This is a genomic window from Vreelandella gomseomensis, assembly GCF_031451645.1.
Lineage (GTDB): Bacteria > Pseudomonadota > Gammaproteobacteria > Pseudomonadales > Halomonadaceae > Vreelandella > Vreelandella gomseomensis.
Window position 1 is genome coordinate 206401 of the sequence record NZ_JARWAI010000002.1, and the last position, 16598, is coordinate 222998.

The following is a 16598-nucleotide window of genomic DNA, read 5'->3' on the forward strand; positions in this document are numbered from 1 at the left end:
AATCGACCTGGAGGGGACATGACCGAATCAGTGCCGGTGTTGTGCCTGGCGTCGGCGTCGCCCCGACGCCGTGCGCTGCTTGCCTCGATCGGCGTGGCGGTTCAGGTGCAGCCCTGTGACATCGATGAAACGCCGCTGGCCCATGAGTCCGCCGAGCGCTATGTGGAACGCCTGGCGCAGGCCAAGGCCCGGGCCGCCGCCCCGATGACGTCGCTACCCATCTTGGGCTCGGACACGGCGGTGGTGGTGGACGGGCGGATTCTAGGCAAGCCTGGTAGCCAGCAGCACGCCGCCTGGATGTTACGCCAGCTATCGGGGCGCGAGCACCAGGTGCTGACCGGCGTCGCGGTGATTGGCCCCCGGGGCATGTTGTCGACCTGTGTGACCACTCGGGTGACGCTGCGCGACCTCAGCGAGGCGGAGATAACCGCTTACTGGCAGACGGGTGAGCCAGAGGACAAGGCCGGCGGCTATGCGATACAGGGGCTGGCGTCGGTGTTTGTGGCCGGCATAGAAGGCAGCCACTCGGCCGTGGTGGGATTGCCCTTGTTTGAAACAGCGTGCTTGCTGCGTCGTCAGGGGGTACCGTTATGGGATGGATATTTACCCGCGTAAACCCACAAGGATTTTTGCATGAGCGGTGAGGTTCTGATCAATTTGACGCCGATGGAGACCCGCGTGGCGCTGGTCGAAAACGGCGTGCTGCAAGAGGCGCTCATCGAGCGTTCCCGCCGACGCGGTATTGTCGGCAATATCTACAAAGGCAAGATTGTCCGCGTACTGCCTGGCATGCAGGCTGCTTTTGTTGATATTGGCCTCGAGCGCGCCGCCTTTATCCATGCCCATGAAGTCATGCCGCCCGGCACGCCCGTCGACGAGCAGCAGACGATCGGGCAGCTGCTTCATGAGGGCCAGGCGCTGGTCGTGCAGGTCACCAAGGATCCCATCGGGACCAAGGGCGCGCGCCTGACCACCCATCTGTCGGTGCCTTCGCGCTACCTGGTGTACATGCCCGATACGCCGCATAACGGTGTCTCCCAGCGTATCGAAGACGAGCGCGAGCGCGACCGGCTGAAGGCGTTGCTGGACAGCAGCATCGGCGAGCAGACCCTGGATGTCAACGGCGGCTTCATTGTGCGCACCGCCGCCGAAGGGGTGGGCGATGAAGAGCTGATTGGCGACATGCACTTTCTGCTGCGTCTATGGCGCAAGGTCAGCGAGCGAAAAATTACTGCGGCGCCCTCCACGGTCATCTACGACGACCTGCCGCTGTTCATGCGCACCTTACGCGACGTGATGCGCGACGATATCGAAAAGATCCGCATTGATTCCCGGGAGAACTTTGTCAAGCTCGTCGAGTTTGCCCGGGAGTTCATGCCCGAAGCCGTCGACCGTATCGAATACTACCCTGGCGAGCGGCCGATTTTTGATCTGTACAGCGTCGAAGATGAGATTCAGAAGGCGCTCGGTCGCAAGGTTCAGCTGAAATCGGGCGGCTATCTGGTCATTGACCCCACCGAGGCGATGACCACCATCGACGTCAATACCGGGGGCTATGTCGGCCATCGCAACCTTGAAGAGACGATTTTCAAGACCAACCTGGAAGCCGCGACGGCGATCGCCCGGCAGCTTCGCCTACGCAATCTGGGCGGCATCATCATCATCGACTTTATTGATATGGAGGATGTCGAACACCAGCGGCAAGTGCTGCGTGTGCTTGAAAAGGCCCTGGAGCGTGATCACGCCAAGACCAAGTGTACCGGTGTCACCGAGCTTGGTCTTGTCCAGCTGACCCGCAAGCGCACCCGCGAAAGCCTCGAGCAAACCCTTTGCGAGGCGTGTCCTACCTGCAGCGGCAGGGGCACGCTGAAGACGCCGGAGACGGTGTGCTACGAGATCTTTCGCGAGATTCTGCGCGAAGAGCGGGCCTACAGCGCCGAAACCTACATGGTGCTGGCCTCGCAGCCGGTGGTGGATCGCCTGCTGGATGAAGAGTCCGCCGCCGTGGCGGACCTGGAAACGTTCATCCACAAGACGATACGTTTTCAGGTAGAGCAGCATTATTCCCAGGAGCAGTACGATATCGTGTTGATGTGATCCATGACGACTCGCTCGGTGGTGCGTACGGCATTGAGGTTGGCGGCCTGGTGGCTGGGGGCGCTGGCCATCGTGCTGCTGTTGTTGCGTTTGGCCATGAGTCAGGCGGATGCGCTGACACCGCGCATCGAGGCTTGGCTTGAGACCCAAGTCGGCGTGCCGGTCACCATCCAGCGCCTGACGCTGGCGTTTGAACGCAATGACATCCAACTGATGGTTGGCGAGGTCAGTGCCCAGACCCCCGATGGCTACCCCCTTTTCAAGCTGGATCACGCCAAGCTGCGGCTGGACGTCTGGGCCTCGCTGATCGCGCGCGCGCCGATTTTCAACGACGCAGACGTGCGCGGCACCGAATTTCACCTCTACCGCTTATTCAGCGATGAATGGCAATGGCCGGCCCCCGCCAAACTGCCGGTGGTAGACCAGCAGCCCGCCATCAACCTCGAGGCGCTGGATCGTTGGGCGGGCATCCTGCTGCGTCAGCAATTGAGCGTGGAGGATACCCGCCTCGTGCTGCACGGCGAGCGCAATACCGTCGATTTGCACGCCCCTACCTTACTGCTGGGCGGCGACAATCAAGGCACCCAGCTTGAAGGCAGCATCAATCTGGTCAGCCGCTCGGAGGATACGCCATCCCGACCGTTGCCCACGGTGCATTTGCAGGCCGAGATCGCGCCGGGCGACCAAGGCTACCGGGACTTCTCCGGCGCCCTGAACGTCGAGATACAGCTGGATCACCTGGCGCTTTTGGCGGATGTGCTACGCCCCGACTACGTACCGCAGATTACCCAGGCCGGCGGCGACGCCAAGCTTTGGGGGCGCTGGTACCGGGGCCAGCTGGATCAGGCACGCGTCGGGATCGAGATACCCCAGCTGACGCTGCGCCACGATGTGCAGCGCGCCATTTTGCGCGATGTTGAAGCGCTGGGGCAGTGGGAGCGCGAGGGCGAGGGCGGCGAAGCCTGGTTGAGCGGTAATGCGCAGAACGTGGAGTGGGCCCAGCCGGCGGGCGTCAGCGAAGGCCCCGCGCTTCCCCGGCATTGGTACCTGACGCACCAGCCCGATAGCTGGGAGCTGCGCACCAGCGCGTTTGAACTGGCCTCCCTGGCCGCCTGGCGGGATTATATTCTGTTGCCGGAGTCGGTTACCCGAGTGCTGCAGACGCTCTCCCCGCGTGGTCAGGTGGAAGGCTTGAGTCTTGGTCAGCGCGCAGGTGAGTGGGGCGTCGACGCGGCCATCAGCAACCTTGAAGTATTGCCCTGGGAGCAGGCGCCCGGGGGTGGGCCCCTGGATGCCTGGGTTCAGGCGCGGGATTTCAGAGGGCGCGTACAGTTTGCCAATCATCGCGAGAGCACACTCTACTTTCCCGAACTCTTCGCTACCCCCATGCAACTGCAGCATGCCACCGGGCAGGTCGAATGGGTCTACGACGGCCCGCGGGCGCTGGTCAGCGGGCGCGATATCGCCCTTGATTGGGACGGCGCCCGGGTGACCGGAGGCTTTGGCCTGGTCACCGATGCCGAGCGCGGGCACTTCGGACTGGATATTGATTTTCAGGACGTCGATGCCGCCGAGCGACCGCTTGCGCAGTGGGTGCCCATGAAAATCCTGGCCCCCGAGCTGCGCGAATGGCTAAGCCGCGATGTGGGCGGTTATGTCACCCAGGGTGCATTGAAGCTAAGCCAGCCGCTGGGTGACGATGTGTCCAGTGAGGAAGTGGTCACAACCCTTGATCTTGTGCTGCGCGATGGCTACCTGCCAATTGCGCCGGGCTGGCCGCAGCTCAGCGAGTTGGCTGGCCGATTGACGTGGCAAAATAACAATCTGCTTGCCGACATCGAGCGCGGCCAGAGTCAGGGGGTCGTGCTCACCCAGGGCGCGCTGCGCATGCAGGATGAGATGCTGGCGCTATCCGGCGATTGGCAGTCAAGCGGCCAGGACGCCCTGGCGTTTCTGGCCGCGATGCCCGATATCGATATGCCGTCCCTCGGGGCGCTCGACCTTCGCGGCGATATAGACGGTGACCTGGCGCTTGCCATGTCGCTGCACAATGAAAACGACCTTGCGCTGGAAATCAACGCCGCACCGCAGGGCATGCAGCTCGGCTACGGCGACCTTGGCGAGCGTCTTGACGTACTTGACGGCGACCTTACCTGGCAGCAGCAGGGCAAGCGAAATGCGCTTGTCGGCCAGTTGAATGGCCGGTTGATGGGTGGCCCGGTGTCGGCGGTGATTGATACCCGGCGCGATGGCATTGCGCTGCAGGGTCAGGCCGCAGCCGAAAGGCTTTTGGGCCTGGCTGATTTGTCGGGCGACGTTGCCGCCTCGCTTGCCGAAGGACGTACGGCCTGGCAGGGTCAGCTCGCGCTGGCGCCTTCGCCGACGCTATCGCTTGAGAGCGACTGGCAAGGCGTGGCGGTCAAGCTGCCGGCACCCTTCGCCAAGACCGCCCAGCAGGCATGGCCCTGGACGTTGAACGCGTCGCTATCACCCTTGCGCATCGAAAGTCGGCTGGGCGATATTGCCGATCTGCATGTCCACGCCCCGGAAGGGGAGCTTGCGGGGAATGTGCGCCTGGGGTCGGGTTCGCGGCGTACCCCCGACTGGCGACACACGCCCGGTTGGCAGGTGTCAGCGGATGTCGAACGGCTGGATATCGCCGCCTGGCAGGCCGCGATATCGCCTATCCTGCCGGCGCCCGGGGCACAAGATAGCGACGCCGCGTCGGATGTGCCCCCGCTGGCGCTGGATGTGGCGACCGATTGTGTGGTCTTCCGCGGGGATTGCTTGGGGGGCGGCACGGCGGAGGGCAGCCTGGGCGATGACCAGCTGTCGCTGCTGATCGACAGCGACGTGCTCATGGGGCGGGTCGACTATCGGCCCGCCCAGTCGATCCCGCTGGATATTGCGCTATCTCGGCTATCGCTGGATCCCATTGTCGAGGCGTTCTCCACAGAGGATTCCGAGGGCGATGTCACGCCACGCAGCGGAGACGCTGCCTCGACGCCGAGTTCGTGGCGTCAGTCGGTAGATACGGATGCACCCGCCCCGACGGCGCCGATGGGACTGCCGGACTGGCTTGCTGATATCCCCGATGGACGTTTCCGCCTGGCCACCATGCTCCTGGAAGGTAAGCGAATAGGGCCCTTGACCGCGTTCTGGCACACGGATGAAGCGGGCTTTACACTTGACCCGGTCGGGCTGACGCTGGGGCAGTTGACGGCATCGGGGTCGCTTCACTGGCAGGGCAGCAGCGCCAACAGTCAGACACGCGCCGAGATGTCGATCAGGGGCGGCGATATCGCCTCGGCGCTTGAACATCTCGACCAGCCGGTGGCCATGCGCAGCCGCAGTACCCAGGCGGACGCCAACCTGGCTTGGCCCGGTGCCCCCTGGCAGCTGAACCTTGCCCGGGCGGGGGGAGAGCTGACCGCCGACGTGCGCGATGGCCGCTTTTTGACCCTGGAATCGGCACCGGCTCGCCTGGTGGGGCTGTTGAATCTGGACAATATCCTGCGCCGTTTGCGGCTGGACTTTTCGGACGTAACGGGGCAAGGCACGGCGTTTGACCGTGTCCACGGCGCGGCGGATGTCGCCGACGGACGGATGATGCTGCGCGGTCCATTGCAAATTGAGGCGCCAGCCACCACGCTGACCCTTACGGGCGATGTTGACCTGGTTCGCCGAGAACTCGATCAGCGTCTTGGCGTCGCACTACCGGTAAGCCAGAGTTTGCCCATGGCGGCCATCGCCATTGGGGCACCCGTCGTGGGCGGCGCGCTGTTTTTAGCCGACCAGATGTTTGGCGATGCCTTGGATCAGGCGACCACGATTTATTACCGTGTGGAGGGGCCCTGGGCCTCGCCGCAAGTTACCTTAGAAGGCTCTCGATGACCGATCAGACAAGCGACTTACAGACGGCCGTTTCGATTTTGCTCACCCCCGGGGGGCTGGATCTTGACGCGCTGGACAGCGGCCTTGGTTATGCCATGGGGGCCGGTGTGGACTATGCCGACCTGTATTTCCAGCGCACCTGGCAGGAAGGCTGGGTGCTGGAGGACGGTGAGGTCAAGGAAGCAAGTTACAATATCGATGGTGGCGTCGGCGTGCGTGCGCTTGCCGGCGAGAAAACCGGCTTTGCCTATTCCAACCAGGTTACGGCGGATGCGCTGGTGGATACCGGGCGCACGGCCTCCGGTATCGTGCGCAGCGGCAAGCGTCTGCCCGGCCAGGCGGTCAAGCCGGTCGCGGTGGCGTCATACTACGCGGGCATCGACCCGCTTGCCGGCCTGAGCGCCGATGAAAAAGTCGCCATGCTGAAAGACGCCGACCGCATTGCGCGCGCCGCCGACCCCAGCGTCAGTCAGGTCAGTGCTTCGCTTTCCGGCACTTACGAAGTCGTCCTGGTGCGTGCCAGCGACGGCACCCTGGCTGCGGATATTCGTCCGCTGGTGCGCTTCAACGTGAGCGTCATTGCCGTTAAAAACGGCCGTCGCGAGCGCGGCAGCGCCGGTGGCGGCGGGCGTTATTCCATGTCACGGCTGCGCGACGAACAGGTTGCCGAGCGTTACGCCAAGGAGGCAGTGCGCCAGGCCCTGGTCAATCTTGACGCGGTCGATGCCCCCGCCGGCCAGATGCCGGTGGTGCTGGGGGCTGGTTGGCCGGGCATTCTGCTCCACGAAGCCGTCGGGCACGGTCTGGAAGGCGACTTCAACCGCAAGGGAAGCTCGGCCTTTGCCGGGCGCATGGGCCAGCGCGTGGCCTCGAAGGGAGTGACCGTCGTGGATGACGCCACCTTGAGCGACGGACGCGGTTCGCTGAGCGTTGACGACGAGGGCACGCCGGGGCAGTACACCTCGCTGATTGAAGACGGCGTGCTGACCGGCTACATGCAGGACAAGCTCAACGCCCGGTTGATGGGCATGGCGCCCACCGGTAACGCGCGCCGCGAGTCGTTTGCACATCTGCCGATGCCGCGCATGACCAACACCGTCATGCTGGCAGGTCAGGACGCGCCGGACGACATCATCAAGAGCGTCAAGCGCGGCATTTACGCGGTGAGCTTTGGCGGCGGCCAGGTCGATATTACTTCCGGCAAATTCGTGTTCTCCGCCAGCGAAGCCTATCTGATTGAAGATGGTCGCGTGACGGCGCCGGTGAAGGGCGCGACGCTGATCGGTAACGGTCCTGAGGCGATGAGCCAGGTGTCGATGATCGGCCACGACATGGCGCTGGACACCGGCATCGGCGTGTGCGGAAAAGAAGGCCAGGGCGTGCCGGTCGGCGTCGGCCAGCCGACGCTGAAAGTCGACGAGCTGACCGTAGGCGGCACGCAGTCCTGAGCCAGGATTAAAGCTGGACGGTATCGCGCAGGAACTTGAACAGCTTGCGGGCGCTGGCCGGTGGCTTGTCTTGATCGCGCTCCCGCTGGGCATTGCGGATCAATTGGCGCAGGGTCTGGCGGTCGGTGTCCGGGTGCTCGGTAAGCCACTGCTCCGCTGCCGGGTCGCCTTCATCGATCAGGCGGTCGCGCCATTTTTCAAGGCGATGGAAAGCGTGGTCGCGCTGCTGCTTTTCCTGTTCGATGCCGTCGAAGACGGCCTGAATGGCGGCAAGGTCTTCCTTGCGGATCAGCTTGCCGACGTACTGCATGTGACGACGGCGCCCCTCATGGGAGCGGATGCGGGCGGTTTCATCGATGGCGCGCAGCATGTCATCGGATAGCGGGAAGCGCGCCCGCTCGGCGGGCTGCATGGCAATCAGTGTTTCCCCCAATGCCTGAAGCGCATGCATTTCGCGCTTTAACTGGGATTTGCTGGGGCGCTCTGTCAGCTCGTCGTCTAGGGGCTCGGGGCGTTGTTTTGGCATCGTGGGTTCTCATCAACAGAATTCGTGGCCCTATTATATCAGGCTGCGATGCTCAATATGGATCTACCGGCAATGTCGGTGGTTAAGGAGATTGTATGGCTCAAGCGTTCGACGCATCAGCCCAGCAGGCACTGCTCATCCAGCGTGCCGAAAGTGCCTTGGCGATGGCTAAACAGATGGGCGCCGACGCGGCCGAGGTCGGCGCCAGCGTTGACCAGGGGATCGGCGTCAGCGTCCGTCAGGGGGAAGTGGAAACGGTAGAGCTTTCCCGCGATCAAGGCATTGCCATTACCGTCTATGTCGGTCAGCGCAAGGGCAGCGCTTCGTCGACGGATGCCGGTGAAGCCTCGCTGCTGGCCACCGTTGAGAAAGCCCTGGCGATTGCCCGCTACACAGGAGAGGACGCCGCGGCAGGCCTGGCCGATGCGGCCTTGATGGCCACCGACCTGCCGGATTTGAAGGTTCATCATCCCTGGGCGCTCACCACCGATCAGGCCATTGAGCTGGCCCTGGCCTGCGAACAGGCGGGACGCGACGTGGCGGGGATTACCCAGTCGGACGGGGCGTCGCTGTCCAGCGGTGAAGGCGTGCGCGTGTATGCCAACAGCCACGGTTTTGTCGGCACTCAGAAAGGCAGCCGCCACTCGCTGTCCTGCATGCTGATCGCCGAGGACGCTCAAGGCATGCAGCGCGACATGGATTACACCTCGGCACGGGATCCCGCAGAGCTAGCCGACCCGGCGATGGTGGGGCGCGAAGCGGCGCGGCGGACACTGCGGCGGTTGGGTGCCAAGCGGCCGCCCACAGGCACGTATCCGGTGCTGTTCGACCCCAGTCTGGCAAGTGGTCTGGTAGGCCATCTGATGGGTGCCCTGGCGGGCGGTGCGCTTTATCGTCAGGCATCTTTCCTGTGTGATCGGCTCAACACACCGCTGTTTCCCGATTGGTTCAGCCTCGAGGAGCGGCCAATGGAGGTCGGCGCGACGGCCAGCTCGCCCTTTGACGGCGAAGGCGTGCAAACCCGCGACAACCGCTTTATCGACCGTGGCCGGATTGCGAGCTACATGCTGTCGTCCTACAGCGCTCGTCGCTTGAACATGACCACCACCGGTAATGCAGGCGGTGCCCGCAATATGCGCATTACCGCGCCGTTAACCCGTCATGCATCGCTGCTGTCGCAAATGGGCACCGGGGTCTGGGTGACCGAGCTGATGGGGCAGGGCATCAATGGCGTGACCGGCGACTACTCGCGCGGCGCTGCTGGGTTCTGGGTAGAAGACGGCGTGGTGCAATACCCGATCGAGGAATTCACCATCGCCGGTAACCTGGAGCGCATGTTCGGGAGCCTGGTGGGCGTCGGCGATGACATCGACCGCCGGGGCAGTATTCATTCCGGCAGCTGGCTTATCGATGGCATGACCGTCGCCGGCAGCTAGGCAGCTAGCGCAGGGGTCTTTAAGGCTTACTTGTCCTCATCGAAGCGCGCGTCGAACAGCGCCTGGATCGCCTCCAGCGCCTGTTCGGCGTCATCGCCCTCGGCTCGGATGCAAAGCTCGGTGCCGCAGGGCGCCGCCAGCATCAGGAGAGCCATGATATTGGCCGCATCGGCTTCCTGCTGCTGTTTCACGACCCGTACGCTGGCGTTGAACTGCTGGCAGCACTGTACGAGTTTGGTGGCAGCCCGCGCGTGCAGCCCGCGCTGGTTGGTGAGGGTAAGTGTACGTTCTGGCACCCTGGTTCCTTTTGGCTATTAGGGGTGTCGCGGTGGATAATGACCCGGCTTCCGCCAGGCGTAAACGTTTAGTGCGCAGCATTGACCGTGTACTGCAAGCCCAGCTCTCGGTGGCGTAGCTGCACTTCATCCATATGCCGGATGAGGCGCTGGGCCAGCTGTTCCACCATGTAAACCGAGCGATGCTGCCCGCCGGTACAGCCGATTGCCACGGTCATGTAGCTGCGCTGGCTGTTCTGGTACTCAGGCAGCCAGCGTTCAAGCCATGCCTGAATATCGTTGGCCATGGCGTCGACCAGCGGGTAGTTGCCCAGAAAGGCAATGATATCGGCATCGCGACCGGTGGACGAGCGCAGCGAGGGATCCCAGTAGGGATTGGGCAGGCAGCGCACATCGAAGACAATGTCCGCATCGAGGGGAACGCCGCGCTTGTAGCCAAAGGACTCAAAAGTCAGCGTAAGCTGGTCGCGCCGCTGGTGGGCCACCTGGTCGGTGATGCGTCGGCGCAGGTCGTGGGCCGAAAGCCGAGACGTATCGATGGTCAGATCGGCAAGGTCGCGTATTTGGTGCAGCGTCTGCTCTTCCTGATCGATGGCTTCTTCAAGCGTCAGCGAGCTGTTGCGAGTCAGCGGATGTCGCCGGCGGGTGGCCGAGTAGCGTTCCAGCAGTATGCGGGCATCGGTGGTCAGATACACGATCTGACACTTGATAGTGCGTTGACGCAGTGCCTCGAGAAGCTTGGGCAGCTCGGCGAGGGCCGCAGGCAGGTTGCGCGCATCAATGCTCACCGCCAGATGGGTACGTCCCCCTTGTTCACGCAGCTCATCAATCAGCGCGTCCAGAAGCATGGCTGGCAGGTTATCAATGGCGTAATAGCCTAGATCTTCCAGCGCCTGCAAGGCAATGGATTTGCCTGACCCGGAGCGGCCACTAATGATGACGAGTTGCATGGAAAGCTCTCTTGCTTGCGCTCAAGCGACGTGGGTAATCAGCCAGATGGCGATGTTAACGCATTGTGTGTCCGCCAGGCTCGCCAGCGGGTTACTGGCTGTTAGCCTGGTCGCGTATCTTGGCCGTGATGAGATCCAGCAGCTCCCGTTGGCTCTCGGTTTTGCGAAGCTGCTGGCGCGTGTCGGCATCGTTCATGATCGAGGCGACCTGACCAAGCAGAGCCAGATGGGTATCATCGGCTTCTTCGGGCACCAGCAGGACAAACACCAGATCGACCGGATCGCCGTCGATGGCGTCGAAATCCACCGCTTCGTTGAGCTTTAAAAAGCCTGCGATAGGCGATTCGCAATGCGGGCTGCGGGCATGGGGAATGGCAACGCCGTTGCCGATCCCCGTGCTGCCCAGGCGCTCTCGACCGATCAGCCGGCTGAACACTTCCTGGCTGTCGAGACTGGGGATATTTTGCGCGATAAAGGTGCTGAAAAACTCCAGCACCCGTTTTTTGCTGCCCCCGGGCACGTCGTAAAGTACGCGCTCCGGGGGGAGGATAGTGGCTAACGTCATTGAATTAACGCACGCCTGCGCCCTGGGCGCGGGCTTGTGCTTTTTCCTTGTGCTTGACGAGTTGCCGATCAATTTTGTCCGCCAGTGCATCAATGGCTGCGTACATGTCATTGTCGAGGGCTTCGGCGTGCAAGTCGGCACCGGCGGCGTGCAGCGTACAGGCCGCCTGTTGACGCTCTTTCTCGACCGAGAGCGTGACCTGCACGGTGGTGATGTTGTCGTAATGGCGCTCAACGCGTTCCAGCTTTTCGTTGACATAGTCACGCAAGGCGTCAGTCAGTTCTACATGATGACCGGTAATATTGACTTGCATTGACGTACTCCTTATCCGTCGGACTGTCCTTCGATTGTAACCCTTTTTGCCGTTAAGCAAAGCCCTTGTGACGAGTTTCCGTCTTTCTAACGCAAACGGCGTCGTTCGCTGGAGGACGGGATACCCATGCCTTCGCGATATTTGGCCACGGTACGCCGCGCCACGTGGACACCGGCGTCTTCGAGCAGGGTGACAAGGCGGCTGTCTGACAGGGGTTTGCCGGGCGGCTCTTCCTGGATCAGCTTCTTCAGCCGTGCCCGGATCGCGGTGCTCGAATGGCTGTCGCCGTCCTGGCCGCTGATCTGGCTGGAAAAGAAGTATTTAAGCTCGAAAATGCCCCGCGGCGTGTGGATGAACTTCTGGGTGGTGACCCGAGAAATCGTCGATTCGTGCATCTCGACCGCCTCGGCGATGTCGGCCAGGATCAGCGGCTTCATGGCTTCTTCACCCCGTTCCAGAAAGTCGATCTGGCGGGTGACGATTTCGCGGCCGACGCGTAGCAGGGTGTCGTTGCGGCTGGACAGGCTCTTGATCAGCCAGCGGGCTTCCTGAAGATGGTCCTTGAGAAACTGGTTGTCCTGGCTCTTGTCGGCGCGTTTGATCAGGCTGGCGTAATCGGGCTGAATCCGGAGTTTGGGGAGCGCTTCCGGGTTGAGCTCCAGGTGCCAGCCCTCGCTATCGTGACGAACCACCAGGTCGGGAATCACGTAGCTGTCATCGGTGACGGTGTACTCGCTGCCGGGACGCGGATCCAGGCTCCTGATCAGTTGGATGACCTCATCGAGCTGCGCCTCGTCCAGGCCGAGCCGCCGTTTGAGCAGGCGCTGATCATTCTTGCTCAGGGCTTCCAGGAACTGGCGAACCAGTCGCCGGGCAGGCATCAGCAGCGGGGTGTCGTCGGGCAGGGCGGCAAGCTGCAGCATCAGGCATTCGCGCAGGTCGCGAGCGAACACGCCGGTGGGCTCGAACTGCTGGAGTCGCATGAGGATGCTTTCGACCTCGCGCTGGCTGAGGCCTTCCACGCCCTGGGCGCGCAACCCCTCGCGGATATCGTTGAGCGGTTGGGTCAAGTAGCCGTTCGTATCCAGGGCGTCGATCAGGCTTTCGGCGACCAGCTGCTCGCGGCGGCTCAAATCGGTCATGGCGAGCTGCCACAGAAGATGGCCGTGGAGGCTTTGCCCGGCCGCCTGGCGTTCAAAGTCCGGGCCCTCACTGCTCGAGCTGCCGCTGCCTGCCATGTCTTGGTAGGTATCCGACCAGTCGCTGTCGACGGAGAGCTCCGTGGGGATGCTGTCGGCCCACTCGGTTTCCTCGGGCTCGCTGGTGGCCTGCTCGCTGAACTCGTCTTCCTGCTCGAGCATCGGGTTGGCGTCGAGGGCCTGCTGAATTTCCTGGCGTAAATCGAGCGTGGATAGCTGCAGCAGGGCAATGGCCTGCTGCAGCTGGGGTGTCATGGTGAGCTGGGTGCCGATCCGCAGTTGAAGAGAAGCTTTCATGACCATCTGAGAACCACTCGTTATCGGAAAGCATCCACCCTAGTGTGTGTTGTGTTTTGGTGCAAGTGCAATAAGTATGCCACAGGCAATAAATATGCCATTGACAGCTTTACAGACGGAAATCAGCACCTAGGTAAACGTCGCGCACTTCCTGATTGTCAAGAATAGCGCTTGGCGTGCCGCTGGCGATGATATGGCCGTCGCCCACGATGTAGGCCACGTCGCAGATATCCAGCGTCTCGCGCACGTTGTGGTCGGTAATCAGCACACCGATGTCACGTGCCTTCAAAGCGCGAATGATCGACTTGATATCGCCGACAGAAATAGGGTCGACGCCGGCGAAGGGCTCGTCAAGCAGGATGAACGCGGGCTCGGTGGCCAGCGACCGGGCAATCTCGACGCGGCGGCGCTCGCCGCCGGACAGGCTCATGCCCATGTTATCGCGGATATGGGTGATGTGGAAATCTTCCAGCAGTGCTTCCAGGCGTGCTTCGCGACCGGCGCGGTCGAGGTTCTTGCGCGTTTGAAGGATTGCCATGATGTTGTCGGCGACGGTCAGCTTGCGAAAGATCGACGCCTCCTGGGGGAGGTAGCCAATGCCCGCCTTGGCGCGCTCGTGCATGGGCGCGCGGGAAAGGTCGAGGCTGTCGATGGCGACGCTGCCCGCGTCGGCCTTGACCAGGCCGACGATCATGTAGAACGAGGTGGTTTTGCCCGCGCCATTGGGACCTAGCAACCCCACGATGCTGCCCTGGGATATATCCAGGTTGATGTCTTTGACCACGCGCCGGCGCTTGTAGCTTTTGGCCAGGTGGCGGGCGTGTAGCGTGCGGGTGGCAGGGTCGGCGGCGGCCATCGGGCTCTCCTTACTCTTCGGGCTGCAGCGTCATGCGAATTCGCTGCGGTTCTTGGTTCTCCACGTCGGAACGCGCCTGGACGACCTCCCGGTCGATGAAGTATTCCAGCCGCCCGCCGGTGAAACGGTCGCCTTGCTGGATGATCTCGGCCTGGTCGATCAACTCCACGCGGCGCTCGGCGACGTGATAGATCACCCGGCGTCCCCAGCCTTCCAGCGGGCCTTCCTGATTCTCGGGTTGCTGACGCAAGTAGGCGCGCTCGCCCAGAGCGGTGGCACGCGACAGCTCGCCTGCCTCGTTGCGCTGAATTTCGACTGTGTCGCCCTTGATCAGCATATCGCCCTGGCGAACTTCCACGTCACCGGTATACACCGCCGTGCCGGCGCGCTGGTCGAGATCCAGCCGGTCGGCTTCAACCTCAACCGGTTGCTGGTGATTGTCGGCCGTGGCGTAAAGCGGAACCAGGCAGACGGCGGCCAGGGCCGTGTAAATAAGCGCTTTCATGTGTTATTCCTGTCCAGGTTGCGTCTCGGGAGGGTGGTAGCCTTGCACATTCTCTTCAAGGCGCACTTCCTCGTCGTTGAGCCATGCATCCATCCGTTGCGCCGTCATGCGCTGGGGTGGCTGCTGGAGGAGTACGGGGGTATCGCTCCAGGCGTGGGCGGTCTTGCCATCATAGTGCAGGACATCCGTGTCCAGCTGCCAGCCTTCTTCGGGCGCTATCAGCCGCGCATTGCCCGAGAGCGTCAGCGCTTGCGCGTTGGTGTCGAGCGTACCTACCTCGGCGGTGGCGTTCCACACCCGGCGTTCGCTGTCATACAGCGTGGCGCGGGGCGTTTCCGCCTGGGTGGAGGCCGTCTGGGGGGTGTGCACCAGGCGCGGCGTGGTCAGTCCCTGCTGGATGTTGCCCTGCGCGTCGAACAGCGTCAGCTCGGCGTTGTGCAGCACATGGCCGGGCTCTTCCGCCCGCGCGTCGGGATCGGGTGTAACGGTTCGCGGGCCGCCGGGATCCAGCCATACCAGCAGGCCGCCGAGCGCCAGTACGATCAGGGCGAGGCCCAGGCGCGTGCGTAGTCGCTTCAGCATCATGCCTCAGCCGTGTAGGTAAGTATCGACGACCGCGCCCCAGTGGCCCTGGGCATCCAGCATCGCGTCGCACACTTCGCGCACGGCCCCGTGGCCACCCAGGCGCTCGGTAACCCAATCGGCATGGGTGTGCATGTAGTCGGGGGCGTTGGGCACGGTGATGCCTACGCCCGAGCGCTTGATGCTGGCCAGGTCGGGCAGGTCGTCGCCGCAGTAGGCCACCTGGGAAAGTTCGATGTCCAGGCGCTGGCAGAGCCCGCGCAGGGTGGCCAGTTTGTCCTCGCAGCCCTGGTAGACGTGAGCAATGCCCAGGGCGGCGGCACGTTGGCTGACCATGGGCGAATCGCGTCCGGTAATCAGGGCGACGGAAATGCCGGCGCGCTTGAGCAGCTTGAGCCCGTGGCCATCCTGGGTGTGAAAGGCCTTGATCTCGACGCCGTCGGCCTGAAAGTAAAGCCGACCGTCGGTCAGGACGCCATCGACATCCAGGGCAAATAAGCGCACGCGGCGGAGTCGGTCGAGTAGGTCAGCGGAAAGGGTCATTGAGCCTCCGAATTCAGTTAAATGACGCCGCTGGCAAGCAGGTCATGCATGTGTAGCGCCCCTACGGGGCGCTGCTGTTCATCCACTACCGCCAGCGCGGTGATGCGATTGTCTTCCATGATGCGCACGGCTTCGGCGGCCAGCAGGTCGGGAGAGATGCGCTTGCCGGGGCGAGTCATCACCTCGTCCACCCGTACGTCGCGCAAGTCATGGACGCTATCCAGGGTGCGGCGCAGGTCGCCATCGGTGTACACGCCGGCCAGTTGGCCGTCCGGGGCGACCACGCAGGTGAATCCCAGTCCCTGGCGGGTGATTTCCAGTAACGCATCGCGCAGCGGGCTGCCCAGCGGTACCTGGGGCAGGCGGTCGCCTTCATGCATCAGGTCGCGTACGCGCAGCAGCAGGCGCCGGCCCAGGCTGCCGCCGGGGTGCGACAGGGCAAAGTCTTCGGCGGTGAAGCCGCGTGCTTCCAGCAGGGCGACGGCGAGTGCATCGCCGAGCGCGAGCGCGGCTGTGGTCGAGCTTGTCGGCGCCAGGTCTAGCGGGCAGGCTTCCCGGTCGACGCTGCTGTTCAGGTGGGCGTTTGCGTGTTGCGCAAGGGTCGATGTGGGCCTGCCCGTCATGCTGATCAGCGGCGTGCCGAGCCGTTTGAGCAGCGGCAGCAATGCCGTGACCTCGGCGGTTTCGCCGGAGTTGGAAAGCGCGATCACCACGTCGCTGCGGGTGATCATGCCAAGGTCGCCATGGCTGGCCTCACCGGGGTGAACAAAAAAAGCCGGTGAGCCGGTGCTTGCAAGCGTCGCGGCGATCTTGCCGGCAATGTGGCCCGATTTGCCCATGCCGGTGACCACCACGCGGCCCTGACAGTCCAGAATCAGCTCGCAGGCATGGTCGAAGTGCGCATCCAGCTTGGCGGCCAGGCCGGCAATGGCGGCCTGCTCGATGTTCAGCGTGCGTAATGCGCTTTGACGAAAGGGCGTAGTAGCAGTGGTCGCGGGCATGGGTGTTGGCGTGGCTCGTTAAAAATGACAAACAGGGTGCAAGAGTAACATTGACGGCGAGCAGTTTGCCCTATCGTTTTGTATCGTGGG

16 protein-coding genes are annotated in these 16598 nt (G+C 63.1%); 5 read left to right on the forward strand and 11 right to left on the reverse strand.

The annotated features are described in order from the left end of the window. Positions 1 to 18 precede the first annotated feature (18 nt). From QC815_RS03090 to tldD, 4 genes are read left to right on the forward strand one after another with little or no spacing between them, the layout of a single operon-like run. Positions 19 to 615 (forward strand): Maf family protein, encoded by a 597-nt coding sequence (locus tag QC815_RS03090; protein ID WP_268902712.1) that lies wholly within the window; start codon positions 19 to 21, stop codon positions 613 to 615. An 18-nt stretch (positions 616 to 633) separates the two neighbouring features. Continuing rightward, on the forward strand, positions 634 to 2097 hold the full coding sequence (gene rng, locus QC815_RS03095; protein ID WP_230446603.1) for a ribonuclease G: 1464 nt from the start codon (positions 634 to 636) through the stop codon (positions 2095 to 2097). A gap of 3 nt (positions 2098 to 2100) precedes the next feature. Beyond that, positions 2101 to 5991: a YhdP family phospholipid transporter gene (locus QC815_RS03100; protein ID WP_309766911.1), complete on the forward strand. Its 3891-nt coding sequence runs from the start codon at positions 2101 to 2103 to the stop codon at positions 5989 to 5991. Beyond that, positions 5988 to 7439 (forward strand): metalloprotease TldD, encoded by a 1452-nt coding sequence (gene tldD / locus QC815_RS03105; protein WP_309766913.1) that lies wholly within the window; start codon positions 5988 to 5990, stop codon positions 7437 to 7439. The genes QC815_RS03100 and tldD overlap by 4 nt, the downstream gene beginning before the upstream one ends. Before the next feature lie 7 nt (positions 7440 to 7446). Here tldD and yjgA read toward each other — a convergent pair whose 3' ends face one another. After that, positions 7447 to 7965, reverse strand: coding sequence for a ribosome biogenesis factor YjgA (gene yjgA / locus QC815_RS03110; protein WP_230446606.1), 519 nt, complete (start codon positions 7963 to 7965; stop codon positions 7447 to 7449). Positions 7966 to 8060: 95 nt separating this feature from the next. Here yjgA and pmbA point away from each other — a divergent pair, with 95 nt between their 5' ends. Next, entirely contained in the window at positions 8061 to 9401 is a 1341-nt protein-coding gene (gene pmbA / locus QC815_RS03115; RefSeq protein WP_309766915.1) for a metalloprotease PmbA, read from the forward strand. Between the two features lie 26 nt (positions 9402 to 9427). Here pmbA and QC815_RS03120 read toward each other — a convergent pair whose 3' ends face one another. The 10 genes from QC815_RS03120 to QC815_RS03165 all read right to left on the reverse strand — a co-directional run bounded on the left by QC815_RS03120 (position 9428) and on the right by QC815_RS03165 (position 16508). Then, complete coding sequence (locus tag QC815_RS03120) at positions 9428 to 9697, reverse strand: HPr family phosphocarrier protein (protein ID WP_309766917.1); 270 nt, start codon at positions 9695 to 9697, stop codon at positions 9428 to 9430. 68 nt (positions 9698 to 9765) lie between these two features. Further along, complete coding sequence (gene rapZ / locus QC815_RS03125) at positions 9766 to 10647, reverse strand: RNase adapter RapZ (RefSeq protein ID WP_309766919.1); 882 nt, start codon at positions 10645 to 10647, stop codon at positions 9766 to 9768. 91 nt (positions 10648 to 10738) lie between these two features. Further along, positions 10739 to 11212, reverse strand: coding sequence for a PTS sugar transporter subunit IIA (locus tag QC815_RS03130; protein ID WP_230446610.1), 474 nt, complete (start codon positions 11210 to 11212; stop codon positions 10739 to 10741). A 4-nt stretch (positions 11213 to 11216) separates the two neighbouring features. After that, entirely contained in the window at positions 11217 to 11525 is a 309-nt protein-coding gene (gene hpf, locus QC815_RS03135; RefSeq protein WP_027335376.1) for a ribosome hibernation-promoting factor, HPF/YfiA family, read from the reverse strand. A gap of 86 nt (positions 11526 to 11611) precedes the next feature. Beyond that, positions 11612 to 13027, reverse strand: a complete 1416-nt coding sequence (locus QC815_RS03140) for an RNA polymerase factor sigma-54 (RefSeq protein ID WP_230446611.1) — start codon at positions 13025 to 13027, stop codon at positions 11612 to 11614. A 103-nt stretch (positions 13028 to 13130) separates the two neighbouring features. Next, positions 13131 to 13877 carry an LPS export ABC transporter ATP-binding protein gene (lptB, locus tag QC815_RS03145; protein ID WP_230446612.1) on the reverse strand — a complete coding sequence of 249 codons (747 nt, stop codon included), beginning with the start codon at positions 13875 to 13877 and terminating at the stop codon, positions 13131 to 13133. Between the two features lie 10 nt (positions 13878 to 13887). Continuing rightward, on the reverse strand, positions 13888 to 14382 hold the full coding sequence (gene lptA / locus QC815_RS03150; RefSeq protein WP_230446613.1) for a lipopolysaccharide transport periplasmic protein LptA: 495 nt from the start codon (positions 14380 to 14382) through the stop codon (positions 13888 to 13890). A gap of 3 nt (positions 14383 to 14385) precedes the next feature. After that, complete coding sequence (lptC, locus tag QC815_RS03155) at positions 14386 to 14964, reverse strand: LPS export ABC transporter periplasmic protein LptC (RefSeq protein ID WP_309767068.1); 579 nt, start codon at positions 14962 to 14964, stop codon at positions 14386 to 14388. Positions 14965 to 14970: 6 nt separating this feature from the next. Next, the gene (locus tag QC815_RS03160; RefSeq protein ID WP_230446614.1) at positions 14971 to 15507 is read right to left on the reverse strand and encodes a KdsC family phosphatase; all 537 of its coding nucleotides are present in this window, start codon (positions 15505 to 15507) and stop codon (positions 14971 to 14973) included. A gap of 17 nt (positions 15508 to 15524) precedes the next feature. Beyond that, positions 15525 to 16508, reverse strand: coding sequence for a KpsF/GutQ family sugar-phosphate isomerase (locus tag QC815_RS03165; protein ID WP_230446615.1), 984 nt, complete (start codon positions 16506 to 16508; stop codon positions 15525 to 15527). Positions 16509 to 16598: the final 90 nt, after the last annotated feature.

Coding starts and splice junctions, on each gene's coding strand:
- tldD (WP_309766913.1), top strand. CDS start 5,988: ATGACCGATCAGACAAGCGACTTACAGACGGCCGTTTCGATTTTGCTC.
- lptB (WP_230446612.1), bottom strand. CDS start 13,877: ATGGCCGCCGCCGACCCTGCCACCCGCACGCTACACGCCCGCCACCTG.
- hpf (WP_027335376.1), bottom strand. CDS start 11,525: ATGCAAGTCAATATTACCGGTCATCATGTAGAACTGACTGACGCCTTG.
- QC815_RS03165 (WP_230446615.1), bottom strand. CDS start 16,508: ATGCCCGCGACCACTGCTACTACGCCCTTTCGTCAAAGCGCATTACGC.
- QC815_RS03090 (WP_268902712.1), top strand. CDS start 19: ATGACCGAATCAGTGCCGGTGTTGTGCCTGGCGTCGGCGTCGCCCCGA.
- QC815_RS03160 (WP_230446614.1), bottom strand. CDS start 15,507: ATGACCCTTTCCGCTGACCTACTCGACCGACTCCGCCGCGTGCGCTTA.
- yjgA (WP_230446606.1), bottom strand. CDS start 7,965: ATGCCAAAACAACGCCCCGAGCCCCTAGACGACGAGCTGACAGAGCGC.
- QC815_RS03100 (WP_309766911.1), top strand. CDS start 2,101: ATGACGACTCGCTCGGTGGTGCGTACGGCATTGAGGTTGGCGGCCTGG.
- pmbA (WP_309766915.1), top strand. CDS start 8,061: ATGGCTCAAGCGTTCGACGCATCAGCCCAGCAGGCACTGCTCATCCAG.
- rapZ (WP_309766919.1), bottom strand. CDS start 10,647: ATGCAACTCGTCATCATTAGTGGCCGCTCCGGGTCAGGCAAATCCATT.
- rng (WP_230446603.1), top strand. CDS start 634: ATGAGCGGTGAGGTTCTGATCAATTTGACGCCGATGGAGACCCGCGTG.
- lptA (WP_230446613.1), bottom strand. CDS start 14,382: ATGAAAGCGCTTATTTACACGGCCCTGGCCGCCGTCTGCCTGGTTCCG.
- lptC (WP_309767068.1), bottom strand. CDS start 14,964: ATGCTGAAGCGACTACGCACGCGCCTGGGCCTCGCCCTGATCGTACTG.
- QC815_RS03130 (WP_230446610.1), bottom strand. CDS start 11,212: ATGACGTTAGCCACTATCCTCCCCCCGGAGCGCGTACTTTACGACGTG.
- QC815_RS03140 (WP_230446611.1), bottom strand. CDS start 13,027: ATGGTCATGAAAGCTTCTCTTCAACTGCGGATCGGCACCCAGCTCACC.